Source organism: Sporomusa acidovorans (assembly GCF_900101845.1).
Lineage (GTDB): Bacteria > Bacillota > Negativicutes > Sporomusales > Sporomusaceae > Sporomusa > Sporomusa acidovorans.
This window is the reverse complement of record NZ_FNAM01000007.1, coordinates 131,672-147,047: the sequence shown is the minus strand read 5'-3', so window position 1 is coordinate 147,047 and position 15,376 is coordinate 131,672. Positions and strand designations below refer to the sequence as shown.

3 protein-coding genes are annotated in these 15,376 nt (G+C 53.9%); 1 reads left to right on the top strand and 2 read right to left on the bottom strand.

What is annotated here, in order from left to right:
* Both BLR65_RS07490 and BLR65_RS07485 read right to left on the bottom strand, forming a co-directional pair.
* Positions 1-10,926, bottom strand: a 10,926-nt coding sequence (locus tag BLR65_RS07490) for a two-partner secretion domain-containing protein (RefSeq protein WP_093793565.1), incomplete at its 3' end; no start/stop codon positions are given.
* A 34-nt stretch (positions 10,927-10,960) separates the two neighbouring features.
* Positions 10,961-12,661 carry a ShlB/FhaC/HecB family hemolysin secretion/activation protein gene (locus BLR65_RS07485; RefSeq protein WP_093793564.1) on the bottom strand — a complete coding sequence of 567 codons (1,701 nt, stop codon included), beginning with the start codon at positions 12,659-12,661 and terminating at the stop codon, positions 10,961-10,963.
* Positions 12,662-13,204: 543 nt separating this feature from the next.
* On the opposite strand from BLR65_RS07485, the gene BLR65_RS07480 reads away from it, so the two are divergent.
* A complete protein-coding gene (locus tag BLR65_RS07480) occupies positions 13,205-15,373 on the top strand; it encodes a HelD family protein (protein ID WP_093793563.1) in 2,169 nt (722 codons plus the stop codon).
* The last annotated feature ends 3 nt before the right edge of the window (positions 15,374-15,376 follow it).

The following is a 15,376-nucleotide window of genomic DNA, read 5'->3' as shown; positions in this document are numbered from 1 at the left end:
GGAGCCGACCGTGCTGCCGATTTCGTCTTTGACTTGTTCGTTCAGGGTCGTTTTGGTCGACTGCGTGCCGATCGTAAAACCCAGGCCGCCGCCACTGAAGAGGCCGGATTTTTTTACTTTCTTGTAATGCTCGTCGGCGCCGGTTTCCTGGGTGGAGGTAATGGTTACGTCGTTATCCGCTTGGAGATTGACATCGTTGGTGGCGACAACGTTGCTGCCCTTAACCGTAAGATCTTTGCCGCTGGTAACATGGACTGCTTCACCGGAGATGGTGCTGCCTTTTACTTCGTTGGTTAAGGAATAGTCGAGCTTATCTGTGGTTTTCGATGATAAGAAGCCGCTTTTTTTCTTATGGGATTGCACGAGGGATTCGTGTTTTTCGGTGACGGCGGTAACGGCGACATCGTTGTCGGCCACAAGCGTCACAGTGCCTTTATCGCTGGTAAGGCTGCTGCCGGCAATGGTAATGCTGCCGCTATTGGGATTGGCTGTACTGCTGTTTGCCGGATTTACAGCCGCAACAGTAATATTGTTGCCGGCCTGCAGGCTGCTGCCGATCACGGTTTCATCGTCCGTGCGGGTGCGTTTCCAATTGCTGCCGGAACCTACCTTTTTATCTTCCAGGGTTTCGTCTTTGACGGCGGTAAGGTTAATATTGCCGGCGGTCGATTGGAGCGTAAGATTCTGCCCGGCCGCTACCTGGGCACCACTTAGGTTGAGATCCTGCTGGCTTGTCAACGTTACGTTGTTGCCGGCTGTAATGCTGCTAACAACATTGGCCGTTGTTTCTTTTTGGTAAAAATTTTTCCTCCAGAAGCCGGTCTTTTGGTCTACGCTCTCTTTATCTTGCACTGAGTTCATGTTAATGTTTCCCAGCGAAGAGGTAATGGTAACATCTTTGCCCGCTGCCACTTGAACGCCGCTCAGATTGGCATCCTGTCGGCTTGTCAGGCTTAGATTGTTGCCGGCTTGAATGCTGCTGGCTATGTTGGTAGTTGCGTCATATAGATAGTTTTTCGCCGTAGTTGTATCGGTTGTGACGGTGGCACCGGCGGTTAAGCTGCGGCCGGCGTCGAGAGTTAGATCTGTTCCTGCCGAGATTTTTGCACCGGTGATGGCTATGTCCCGGCCGGCAGTAATGTTTACATTGCCGAGCGAACTGATTGTCGCCATTTGCCCGGCTATTGTCCGGATGTCGTTACCGGCTGCTACGTTTTCGCCGGTTTTGGCGACATAGGTGGTTGTCTCATTTTTGATATCGCGGCCGGCAACAAGATTAACCTGTCCACCGCTGATGGTACTGTTTTGATTGACAATATCCTGATCGGCCGTGATGCTGACGTTATCGCCCGTAATAATTGCGCCGCCCGCAGTGAGACTGCCCGTATGGTTGGGGGCCAGATAGACGACCGGCACAAGCACTTTCTGCCCCTGGACTTCCTGTTCCACCAGCCAGACCATATCGGAAGTAAGCTGGGCCATTTGCTCAGCCGATAGGGCCACGCCGACCTGGAGGTTGAACTTTTGGGCGTAGGTAACGCCACTTTCCAGCAATGCTTTGTATTGATCCTGAGCAGAGGAATAACCGTTCAATACTTGTTTTCCCGTCAACTCGCTAATTTGATCACGAACCAATTTCTGCTGATAAAAGCCATCGCCGATTTGCTTCAGTGTTTTGCTTGGGTCTAGGCCCAGCCGCTGCAACATATAATCGCTGGAAATAAAGCTTTGATAATTGGCAAAACGGGGATCTGTTTCTACTAAATATTTACTGCCCGGTTCGCTGTGAATTGTATAAAGGCCGTTAGTAGGCAGGGTAATATTCATGCTCGGTTGCTTCGCTACCTCTGCTACCGTGGCGGCGTGCCCGGCGTCTCCCACCGTTGCCTGGGTATTTACAGGCGTATTACCTGGCTTCACGCTTACTCCATTTTGTTCCAAGGCCGTACTGCCTGGTAAAGCGGCATTGCCGCCTGTTTCTTTCTCAATAGTAGAAAGCGGGCTATGCTGGCCTGTTTCACCTACTGTTGTCTGGTTACTGACAGGCGCACTGCTTGGCTTCACGCTGACTCCGCTCTGTCCCAGGGCCGTACTGCCCGGTAAACCTGTATTGCCGCCTGTATCCTTCTGAATTTCAGATAGAGTGCCATACTTTCCGGCTTCGCCTACGGTTGCCGGGTTGTTTACGGGCGTATTGCTTGGCCTCACGGAAGTACCGGTACTCTGACCTAAATTGCTGCCACCCTGTAAATTGGCATTGCCTAATACGGTTTGAATCTTGGACACGTTGGACTGCTGGGTAGTTTGTAAAGTGGAAAAATTGCCGCCGGTAACGTTGGTGGGATTCTTCGTGATGTTATTGACGCTTGGCCCGTTAATGATGACCTGTTGGCCACCGCCGAAGATGGAGGAGTAGCCGGATAGCTGTTCGTATACCGAGTCATCATATTGCCGAAGAATTTTATTGTAATATGTCCCATCCGTTATCCAATCCTTGGAACCTTCAAAAGCACCCTTCGGACCTGTACCACTAGTATTGCCAACGCGATTATCCCAATAGGTATCAGCTAAATGACGGGTTGTTATTCTTACTCGTCCCTGTGATAGATTATTGAGGATACCGCTAGCTTCAAGTGTCCCTGCAGCAATGATTGTACTATTGTTATTGTTCACCGTTACGCCTTGCAATAAAATGTTTCGACCTGCTCTTATCTCACCTGCAGGCGAGTCATCTATGAAGTATGTTTCGGTAGTGGTTTCTCCAAGTAACCATGTAGGTGCTCTGTTTCCGTATTGGTCTAATGCTCCAGTATTATTATTACTAATTTTTTTTGCAGCAGTCGAATCTAATAAATCAGTACATAATTCTTCCTTGACATCGTTATTATTGCCCCCCAGGTGGTAGGCAACTAACACCACTTTATCAACAGCTGACGCGTATATTATCTTAGATACAACCTTTTCCCCCACTTCCAAAACTCGCTTCTTATTCGTAATATCATTCGCATAGATTGATATATTCCCGTCAGCTTCAATCGTAGCCGACTGATTAAGTACTGAGTTAGTTCTATCCAGCGGTTGTCCGTTGCTATCGCGTCGCGCACTGCCGGCGATGGTGATATTGCCCATGCTGTAGATATTCGCCCCGTCCTTATTTTCCACAGAACCAGCGGCGTTCAGGTTCATCTCGCCGGTAGTAGCCAGAATGGCCGCATCGCCGGTATTTTTGATGGTGTTAGCTTGTACGGTCAGGTCATTGGCCGTTACCGTACCGGTATTGTTGACATTCTGGGCCTGTACCACTACCGTGTTCCCGTCAAACCGGCCACTGTTATTGACATCGCCTGTTGCGGCAATCGTTAATCCCGTTCCGGCCGACAGGGTAGCGCCCGCATTGTTGGTAACCGCAGCGGCGTTCAGGCTGGCATTGCGTACCGCCGTAATCGTACCTTGATTGGTCAGCGTACCGGTAACGGCTAGATGCACATCCCGGTTGGCCTGCAGTTGGCTGCCGGCTTCCTGGGTAAAATCACTGTTTACCGTAAGATTCACGTCCTGCCCGGCCGTTAGCTTGCGGTTGGACCCGGTCAGATTTTGGGTAGTAAGGTTCATATCCTTGCTGGCGGACAGGGTGCCGTTAGCGGTTTGAATCGTCTTGGCCTCCACGGTAAGGTTCCCGGTAGCCCTAATGTTGCCGTCGGTGTTGTTTAACGTTGAACTACTTTGCTTGAGCTTCAGATCCTGCTGGGCCAATAATTTGCCGCCGGTATTGTCAATTCCCTGACCGGCGTTCACGGTTAAGGTTCCTTGGGCTAAGACCTGACCATTCTGATTGGTTAGGCTAGCAGCGGTTAGGCTGAGATCGCCGTTAGCGCCAATCAGTCCGTTGGTGTTGTCAATGGCCTGGTCAACGCCAATGGTTGCCCCGCTCTGATCCAGGCTTAGGATGCTGCCGTTTTGGTTAGCCAGTGCTCGGGCTGTAAGGTTCAAGCCTTTCGTGGCCTGAATCAGCCCCCGGTTGTTGGTAAGTGTTGCCTGAGAAGCAATGTCGACCGTATCCCCGGCAAGAAAGCCCCGGGTATTGGTGATGGCCGCTGCCTGCAGCGCCAGTTGTCGCTGGGCGATGATCGAGCCTTGGGTATTGTCAAAAAACCCCTGGCTCTTAATATCTGCCCGGCCGTTGCCGGCAATCGTACCATTACTATTATCCAAGCCATTGGCAGCGATGATGGTAAGAAGACCGGTGCCGGCATGTTGGAGCTGACCACTGCTATTCAGCAGCGACTTGCCTTGCAGGGTTACTGCATCGCCGTTGGTAGCTATGGTGCCGCCGGTATTGTCAATGGTGTCGGCGGCAATCAGGTTGGTGGCGCCGGCGCCGGTCTGGGCAATATGGCCGTCATGGTTATCGATGGTATTGGCCGTAATCGACACAGTGCCAGCCACAATCCGGCCTTTATTGCCGGTTGCGTCCGCAGCGTTTTGGACATTGCCGGCGGCCTTCATGGTTAAAGCATTTCCGGTTTCGATGGTGCCGCCGCTATTGTTGATATCACCGGTTGTAGCTGTAATACCGGCGCTGCCGCCGGCGTAGGTTCTACTGCCGGTAAGCTCTAAGGCCTCACCGGTAATGGTCAGATTGCCGCCAGCCAGGGCCTGTCCCCGGCTGGCAACGGCACCGGCAGCCGTAATGGTGAGATCGCCGGCGTCGCCAACGCTGCCATTGCTGTTAATCCCAGCCCCCAGCGCGCCGGTCGAGGCCACTTCGTTGGCCGCGATCGTTGTATTGTGGCCGGCAGCCACTATGCCGCTGTTTGTAAGCATCTGTACAGCCTGAATGCCCACATTTCCCTGCGCGTAGATAGTTCCCTGATTGCTGAGGTCGCCGTGAACCAAAAGGTTTATATCGCCCGTACTGTTCAGTTGACCGCTGTTTGTAAGGCTATTGGTTTCTACTTTTACTACATCGGCATTCACACTGCCGCTGCTGATTACCTGTAACGCGCTTACAGAAACATCTTTGCCGGCTAGCTGACCGCGGTTAGCTACCTTGCCGGCCGTCGAAAGGGTCAACGTACTTCCTGTCGCTAGGGCGGCATTCGTGTCATTGGTAAGAGAACTGCCTACTAGTGTGGCGTTTCTGACCGCTATCATGTTCCCCTGATTGATCAGCGCACCGCCAGCAGTTACGTTCAAGTCGCGGTTGGCCTTAAACTGACCGCCGGCACTGTTGGTCAGACTGCCGGTCACGGTTATGGCTATATCCTCACCGGCCAGTGTCTGACCGTTGCCGTTCAGACTTTGCGCGGTGAGAATGATATCCTGGTTTGCCGCCAGATTACCGGCGGTATTATCGACGGCCGCCGCCTGAATTGCCAAATTTCTGCCGGCAGTGATTGTCCCTGCCGTATTGCTCAGATTAGCCCCAGCCTGTTTAAGACTTAGATCCTGCCCGGAAAGAATGGTGCCGCCGGTATTGTCGGTGTATTGTTCACTGGTGAGTATCAGGTTATTTTTGGCAGTGATCCAGCCGCCCTGGTTGCTCAGGCTTTGGCTTGTAATGTCGACATCGCCGTTGCCGCCCAGCAGACCGGAATCATTTTGCAGACTCTCTGTTACCTGGATTTGGGTGTGACTGGTATCCAGGTTAATGATTTTGCCACCGGTATTGTTGAGTGACCGGGAACTCAGATTCAAGCCTTTGCCTGCCTGCAGAATGCCCTGCCGGTTGTTCACGGCGCCGGCGGCTGTCAGGGTTACTTGATCGGCGCCGGACAAGGTGCCTTGTTCATTGTTGACGGCGCCGGCCGTGATCTTCATTGCTTTTTGAGCGATAACCGTGCCCTGGGTATTGTCTATGGTTTGCCCTTCCAGGCTGGCGCTGCCGTTGCCGGCGATGAGGCCGTTTTTGTTTTCCAGGGCACCGGTTGTTTTGATGACCAAAGCCCCGGTGCCGGCGTGCTGGATTTGTCCCCCGTTATTTTTGATTTCATTGGCTGCCAGTGTCAGGGACGCGCCGTTGGTGGCCAGGGTACCGCCGGTGTTGTCGATGCTGGTTACCTTCAGGCTGGTAGCTTCCGCACCAAGCTGCTTCATGCTGCCGCCTCTATTGCTGATACTCTTGGCGGTAACAGCCACTTTTTCGGCAATGATCTGGCCCTGGCTGCCATTGGCCGCCGCATCATTCTTTATGGCGAAGCCGGCGTTTACGGTTAAGGTACGGCCAACTTTTATGCTGCCGCCGGTATTGTTGATGTCGCCGGCTGTGGCCGTGATGTCGGCTAGGCCGCCGGCGGAGGTTCTGCCGCCGCTCAGATCCAGGCTGCCGCCGCTCAGGGTGAGGTTGCCGCCGGCCAAGGTCTGCCCCTGGCTGGCAACAACGCCGCCAGCGGTAACGGTGAGATTGCCCGCGTCGCCAACGCTGCCGTCACTGGTAATCCCGGCACCCAGCGAGCCGGTCGACGCCACTTCGCTGGCCGCGATAGTTAGGTTGTGGGCAGCGGCCAGCACGCCGCTATTGGTAAGGGTATGTACATCCGTAATATTCGTATTTTCTTGCGCGTACATGACGCCTTGGTTAACGAGGTCCCACTGAACCTGCAGGTTCATAGCGGTGGTACTATTCATTCGGCCACTGTTTTTCAGGCCGTTAACCGCTATTGTTAACGCAGCGGCACTCACGGTGCCAGCGTTAGTTGCCTGTAAGGCACTTACTGAAACATCATGTCCCGCTAACTGGCCGCTGTTATCGATAGTGCCGGCAGCGGCAAGGGTCAGGCTGTCGCCGGACGCCAGGACGGCGTCGGCCTCATTCGTGATAGAACCGCCCATCAGAGCAGCGTTCCTAACGGCCGTGATGCTTCCCCGGTTTGTCACCGCACCGCCGGCATTAATGTTCAGGTCGCGGTTGGCTTGGAACTGGCCGCCGACGCTATTGGTCAGACTGCCGGTTACGGTTATGGCTAAGTCCCCGCCGGCCAGCGTCTGGCCGTTACCGTTCAGGCTTTGGGCTGTGAGGGTGACATCGTTATTGGCCGCGATATTCCCCTTGGTATTATCCACGGCCGCCGCCTGGATTTGCAGAATGCCGCCGGCGCTGATTGTGCCGTCCTGATTGGTCAGGTTAGCCCCACTTTGCCAGAGGGTGATATTCTGACCGGCAGCGATGGTGCCGCCAGTATTATCGGTGGTTTGTTCACTGGTGAGGGTTAGGCTCTTTTGGGCAGTAATCCGGCCGCCCTGGTTGCTCAGGCTTTGGCCCGTAATGTCGACATCACCGTTGCCGCCTATGAGGCCGGAACCATTTTGCAGGCTTTCCGTTACTGTTATTTTCGTATGACCAGTGTCGAGATTAATGACTTTGCCGCCGGTATTAGCGAGTGACCGGGAACTAATAGCCAAGCCTTTGCCTGCCTGCAGAATGCCCTGCCGGTTGTTCACGGCTCCGGCGGCTGTCAGGGTTACTTGATCGGCGCCGGTCAAGGTGCCTTGCTCATTGTTAACGGCGCCGGCCGTGATCTTCATTGCTTTTTGAACGATAACCGTGCCCTGGCTATTATCAATGGTTTGCCCTTCCAGGCTGGCGCTGCCGTTGCCGGCGATGAGACCGTTTTTGTTTTCAATATCACCGCTTGTTTTTATGACCAAAGCCCCGGTGCCGGCGTGCTGGATTTGTCCCCCGTTATTTTTGATTTCCGCCGCTGCCAGTGTCAGGGATTCGCCGTTGGTGGCCAGGGTGCCGCCGGTGTTGTCGATGCTGGTTACCTTCAGGCTGGTTGCTGCCGCACCAAGCTGCTTAATGCTGCCGCCTCTATTGCTGACGTTCTTGGCAGTGACGGCCACTTTTTCGGCAACGATCTGGCCCTGGCTGCCATTGGCCGCCGCATCATTCTTTAGGGCGACGCCGGCGTTTACGGTTAAGGTACGGCCAACTTTTATACTGCCGCCGGTATTGTTGATGTCGCCGGCGATGGCCGTGATGCCGGCTAGGCCGCCGGCGGAGGTTTTGCCGCCGCTCAGATCCAGGCTGCCGCCAGTAAGGGTGAGGTTGCCGCCGGCCAAGGTCTGCCCCTGACTGCTAAGGGTGCCGCTAGCAGTAACGGTGAGGTTACCTACGTCACCAACACTGCCGTCACTGGCAATCCCTGCACCCAGCGAGCCGGTCGACGCCACTTCGCTGGCCGCGATGGTTAGGTTGTGGGCAGCAGCCAGCACACCGCTGTTAGTAAGGGTATGTACATCCGTAATGTTGGTATTTCCCTGCGCATACATGACTCCCTGGTTAACGAGGTCCCCCTGAACCAGCAGGTTCATATTGTTGGTGCTGGTTATCCGCCCGCTGTTTGCCAGGCTGTTGGCCACTGTTTGTAACGTAGCGGCACTCACGCTGCCGGTGTTGGTTACATGTAAGGCACTTACAGCAACCGCCTTGCCGGCTAGCTGACCACTGTTAGCGATAGTGCCGGCAGCGGCAAGGGTCAGGCTGTCGCCGGACGCCAGGACGGCGTCGGCCTCATTGGTGATAGAACCGCTTGCTATGTTGGCGTTTCCGACAGCTGTGATGCTTCCCTGATTCGTCACCATACCGCCGGCATTAATGTTCAGGTCGCGGTTAGCTTTGAGCTGGCCGCCGCTGCTATTTACCAGATCGCCGGTCAGAGCTAGGGTAATATCCTGGCCGGCGACCGTCTGGCCGCTGCCGGTTAGGTTTTGGGCAGTGAGGGTAACATCTTGGTTGGCCGCCAGTTTGCCGCCGGTATTGTCCACGGTCGCCGCCTGGATTTGTAAAGCCCCGCCGGCAGTTATTGTGCCGCCGCCATTGGTCAGGCTGGCCTTACTTTGGTTGAAATGAATAGCTTGCCCGGCAGAGATTGTGCCCCGGGTATTGTCGGTGCTTTGCCCGCTTGTAATCGTAAGGTTGTTGTGGGCGATAATCCGGCCGCCTTGGCTTGCTACGTCGTGCGCTGTAACGTGTACATCGCCGTTGCCGCCGATGAGGCCGGATTGGTTTTGCAAACTGTCCTTCACCGTTATAGTGGTGTCACTTGCGTCAAGGTTGATGATTTGACCGCTCGTGTTATTTAAGGCCTGGGAGCTGACGGATAGGCTTTTACCCGCCTGGATGATGCCTTGTTGATTATGAATAGCGCCGGTGGCTGAGAGGCTCAGGGCATCAGCAGCGGCTAGGGTTCCCTGGGTATTGTCCACAGCAGCGGCGGTGATTGCCAGCTCTTTTTGGGCGGCAACCGTACCCTGGGTATTGTCGAGGTTCTGGCTGCTAACGCTGGTTTGGCCATTGCTCCGGATGGTACCGTTATGGTTGGTCATGTCACCGCCGGTGTTGATCATCAGCTTGTCGGTCCCGGCATGCTGTATTTTCCCCTGGTTATTTGTCACGGTATTGGCTTTAAGGCTAAGGGAGGAACCGTTGGTGGCGACGGTGCCTTCGGTATTGTCGATCGTATTGGCGGCAATAAGGTAGGTGGCACCGGCACCGGTCTGGGCAATACTCCCGCCCTTATTGCTAATGCCAGCGGCCGTTATGGCGATGTTGCCGGCCGTAATTTGACCGGCGGTGCCGTTCACGCTTTTATCGTTGGTGACCGAACCGGCAGCGCTCATGGTTAAGGCCCCGCCGGCCTGTAAGGCCGCACCGGTATGGTTGATATTCCCGCTGGTTGCGGTGACGGCAGCCGCCTGGCCGGCGTAGGTGTTTGCGCCGCGGTGGTCGATTGCCGCCCCGGTTTCGGTGAGGTTGCCGGCGGCGATGTTGTTGCCAGTGGCACTTACTGTGCCGGTGGCAGCAAGATTCAGGTCACCGCTGGTGCCGACGGTGCCGTCGCTACGGAGGCCGGCGGCCAAGGTGCCGGTGGACTGCATGGTTTGCGCTGAGATTTGGGTGTTTTGCCCGGCAGCCAGTACGCCGGTATTGGTTACGGTACTGCCGGTAACGCGGGTGTTGCCCTGGGCGTAGGTTGTCCCCTGGTTCGTGAGGGTGTCGGTTGTATTTATCGTGAGGTTGCCAGTGGTGTTAGTGGGGCCGCTGAGGGTGATTTTGCCTTCGTTGGTGAGGATAAGGTCGCCCGCAGCCGATAGCGTTCCCCGGCTGTTGACGCCCACACCCCGTTCGGTGCCCACGAGTTTGATTTTGTTGGCGTACATGCCGCCTAAGGCGCTGACGTCAAGGGCCACTTGGGGCTGGTCCCCTTCGCCGGCAACCGTTTGGGGCTTTAGGGTGTTATAGGCTACGTTGTTGCTGCCGGTCACAACGTTAAGTTCTTTGGCCCAGATGCCGGCGTTGAAGTTGACGGCCCGGCTGATGAGGTCAACCCGGTCGGCGCCGGTGGCGTCGATGCCGGTGCCTTGAACGCTGATCTGGCCCCTGGTAACACGAAAGGCGTCCAGACTGCCGCTGCCGCCAAAGACGGGCACACCGGTGGTCAGGACGCCTCGGTTAGTATTAATGAAGCCAAAGCCATTGCCGACGATGCCGCTCCGGTTGGCGATGATGACATCGGCCCGCTGGCCGGCGACTTCGAGATAACCGCGCAGGTTACTGATGTGATTGCCGGTGACTTCGTTAAGGATGAGGCGGGCGGCGCCGCCGGCCAGGTTAGGGTTGCCCTGGATGTAGCCGGCGAGCTGGGTTGTGGTTAGTTTGAAGGAGTTATTGAGAATAAGGCCTTTCGCTGTTATATCAAATTGTTGATACAGATTGCGCGAGACGCCGGCCGCGGAAGGCGTGTTGATCTGTATGACAGGCGTTCCGTTCGGCGCACTGTCTACTACCGGCCGGTTATTGGCCGGCGCCTGGGGATCGGCTGCAACCTGCGCGGCCGCACCGACGGGCTGCAGGCTGAATACGGCCAAGGTGAACCAAGCGATGAATTTGTTTAAATTTCTCTTCCCTGATGAAAAACCAATCATATGATCTCCTCCATGAGATATGATTTCCCGCTATTTATAGCTGATATATGAATTGGAAGCCGCAAACATGGTGCGGAACGTCGAGGCCGGACGGCCGTTTAAGGGGAACGCCGAGGAATACATCGTATTGGGCGCCGCCCAGCTGGCCGCGAAGGCCCAGGCTGGAGCCAATCAGGCTTTTACCGGGGGCTTGACCGGCAGAGGTCCCGCTGATCTGTCCGATGTCTAAGGCCAGGTAGACTTCCTGGCCGGTTTGCTTTACGGGCACACTCAGTTCGTTGCGCAGATACCAGCCGTTTTCGGCGGCCAGGGTCTGTTCGCCGTTAAAACCCCTTACGGTGTAGCGGTTGCCGATGCTGAGGAATTCGGCGGCATACAGCCTGTCTTTGGTGTATTGCCCGTGCAAGCTGGCGGTGTAGCTGGCTTGGGTCTGGCCGAGGGTAACGGGGGTGGTCAGACTGGCATCCAGGGTCCAGATGTTGTAACGGGTGGTTGGCTCGCCGGGATCACTGGCATAGGGGTCGTCCTGGGCCCCCAGCCAGGGCACGCCCCGCTTGTAGGCTACTGTGTAGTCGAGCACGGCCTGGCCGTTGTACTGCTTATGGTTGAAGGCGAACTGAGCCGCGGTGGTTCGGCGCCGCTGAATTTCGATTTCGGTATCGTCAATGAAGGAGTTGCTTATGGATTTGATCAGGCTGACGGCCAGTGTGTTTTTCTGGGTCTGGTCGCGGTAGATTAATTTTTCGGCTTTGATTTCAAGGTTGCGGCTACGGCCGGAGGACACGAAGGTCGTTCCCTGGCTCTCAATAGTCTGGTGGTATTTATAGGCGTAACCGGTCACGGAATAGGTCCAGTAGCCCTGGGGAAAGGAATAGCTGAAGCTGTCGCCCCGGGTGCCGTACCGGTCGCCTTTGTTTTCGGCGTCATGGTTCAAGGAAATGTTGAATAGGTCGTTGCTGCCCAAGAGGTTATCCAGAGAAAAGGTTGCTGCGGCTTGCAGCTTGCCGGTGGCTTTGCTGCCGGAATCGTCTAAGGAAAGCGCTATTTTCCACGGCTTTTTCCGTTTGACGGTGATTTGCACAATGGATTCGCCAGGCTTGTCCCCGGGCAAGAGCTGCATTTCCGCGTCTTGCGAGGGAAGGCGCTTCAATTGTTCGAGTCCCTGTTCCAGGTCGCGCAGGTTGAGAATATCGCCCGGTCTTGCCGGAAAGGCGCTTTTCCAATCCACCCGAATCGTGGGATCAGCTAGCTTGAAGTCCTTTATGGTCCCGGGAACTACCTGCAGAGTGAGTACACCAGATGATATATCCTGTTGCGGGATCAGTACCCTTGTTGTAACATAGCCGCGGTCAATGAAGGCGTTGGTCAGGTTTTTGACAATGATGTTGATCCCCTGCCAGCCAATTTTCTGACCCTGATACTTGCCGGTGAGTTCTTTTATCCAGGGAAACTTCCCCGTTTCGTCGCCCGCGATATTAATGGTATGAATCAGGAAGCTGGGCGTTTCCACCGGCAAAACGACGGCGGCTGGGCCTGTTTTTTCTTTTTGCAGGAAAACATCTTTTTTTTGCTGGCGCAGGCTGCGTTCCTGGTCTGCCTGACGCGCCTTGCGGTTTTGATCTTCGATATCGGTTCGAGTAGGCGGTGCCGCCCAGGTGAGGTTTGTGGCGGTAATGAGGATAAGTAGAATCCCCAGGCCTAGCTTGATGCATTGTTTATACCGGGAATCATTCATTTGGCACACCAGATTTCCTAGATGAAATCCAATAAAGATCCCCAGCTGTCAGGGTGTTCGTAACGCTCCACTGCTGGCGCCCTTGACTTGTGCTTTTACTAACACCCTGCCTGTAAACCTTTATTGGCTACTATATGTTTCGAAAAGAAAAAAGTAGTGATTATTGATTGCAATTAATAAATTCCATAAAGCTCACTATATGTATATATTTCCCTATAAGTCCATAAATTCCCTCCGATTTTTTGCTAATTTTATAATAAATTCTTTATATTTCCATGACTACTGCTATTCATACGCGTCTCACGTACCAAGCTAAGCCAAAACAAAATCCGTATTCCACTAATCGGGAAATACGCGGATTGATTATTCACCTTCGGTTACACCCGGCTTGTCCGATAATTGACTCAGCCCTCTCTCCCAGTCGAATTTCCGGGTAAAAACTTGGTAAGCATAAGAAAATCCGCTTGCTAAACACAATAATAACGGCCTATACTATTCTAGCAGACTTATAAGATAATGTTACGATAACGCGAGGTAAAATAGATGAGCAACCATCCCGATTTTCCCTGGGAACAACAACACTTAGCCGAAACCATCCAAGCTATGAAACAAATCATTAACGATCTTGAAAACGACATGGAGGACCGTGTCCATAAAATCAACCAGTCGCTCTCCAAAAAAGATGAGGTGAGCGCCTATGTTCACTCGCTGATGAAAAGCGACCATGCCGTTAAAGCCGCCGATATCGCCAAGGCAATGGACACGCCTTATTTTGGCCGGGTAGATTTCCGGGAGGATGGGGCTGAAGACTTTGATCAATACTACATTGGCCGGACGAAAGTAGCGAAACTGGATATTGAAAGTGTCAAAGATATTTTGGTATTTGACTGGCGTGACCCGGTGTCCACCATTTTTTATGAATGCCAGGACGGACGGGCCAGCTACGAAGTGCTGGACCGCTACACCTACACCGGTGATGTCAGGCTGAAACGACAGTATAAAATTGAAGACGGCTCGCTGCTCTCCATGTCGGAGGACAATCTGTTGAGCAAAATCATGTCCCGCCAACAGGAATCGCTTATCGCCGACCCTTTTCTCTTGGAGCGGCTGTTAACCGGGGCCGGTGACAAGCTTAAGGATATTGTGACTTCCATCCGTGCCGAACAAAACCAGATTATCCGGGAACCGCTCAATCAAGTGACCATCATTCAGGGGGTAGCCGGCTCCGGCAAAAGTACGATCGGGCTGCACCGCTTATCCTACCTGCTCTATAATGAAAAACTCAATCCGGCAAAACTGGTCATTGTCGCGCCAAACAAGATCTTTCTTGACTACATCTCAGAATTGCTGCCGGAAATCGACGCGCAGGACGTCAGACAAACGACTTTTGCCGATCTGGCAGCAACCATTATGCAAATTGAGCCGGTTATCAGCCGCACGGCAACACCAACAGCCACTCAGGCCGCCCTGGCGAAATGGAAAGGCACCCCGGAATTAATTAAAGTCATGGAAGCATTTTTGGACAAAAAGCTGGAAAAGTTTTGTGTACAACTAAAAGAAATCCGGCTGTTTGACGATCAGTTGATTATTACCAGGGAGCAGCAGTTGGCAAAGGTGCTTGAGGGGGCGACCGTACCCTATAACGAACGGCTGGGATCATTGCAAAAATACATCCGGTTCCGGGTTAAAAACTTTATCGAAGTCTACGAAACCAAAACCAGGCGCGGCCAGGCAAGGGCAGATGAAAAAACGGCAGCCCGCTATGCTGCCGAAGGCGAGAAGTTTATTGCGCAACAGTTTGCCAAATGGCCGGTGCTGGACCTATTGACCGGCTATAAGGAACTGTTTCGCGACAAACAGGCGTGGCGCAAGGTTAAGCCCCACGGCGTCCCAGTAGAGGCTCTCTTGTCCCATACACTGGCGTTACTCGCAACCGGGCATATCGAGCGGGACGATTTAGCGCCCCTTTGCTATCTCAAATACCTGCTTGACGGCTTTGCCCATGTCGAAAAGTTCGATCATATTGCCGTAGACGAAGGCCAGGACAGCAATCTGTTGGAATACATCATCCTCTCCCGTCTGTCCCGCAACAGTTCCTTTACCATCATGGGGGACATGTCCCAGGCCATTCACACCGACCGGGGACTTGCCAGCTGGCAGGAATTGCTGAAAGAAGTGTTCGCCACAGCCAAATGCCGCTATTATGAAGTAAATTTCAGCTACCGGTCAGCGAAAGAAATCGTCGATTTATTTAATAAGGTTCTCCCTACCGGCCGGTCAAAAGCTATCCCCGTCTATGAAATTGGCCGGCAGCCGGTCATTGAACAAGCTTCTTCACCGCTTACAGCCCTTAAGCGTCTTCCTGAAGTTATCGAAGAATATCAAAACTTGGGTTGCAAATCCATTGGCCTTTTAACCAAGCTGGAAAGCGACAGTCAGAAGCTCTATGAAAGCCTGCAACAGACCGCTCCCCATCTTACCAGCCTGAATCTGATCACCGGCAACGCTCTCAATTACCAGGGCGGCATCACCGTGGCTCCTATCCTGCTGGCCAAGGGCCTCGAATTTGACGGTGTTATCATCTGGAACGCTTCCGCTAAGAAATTCACTGCCGATTTTCATGATGCCAAACTCCTGTATGTGGCCTTGTCCCGCGCTATGTATTACCTTCATATCCTCTATCAGGGAAACCTTTCCCCGCTGCTTACATAAAAG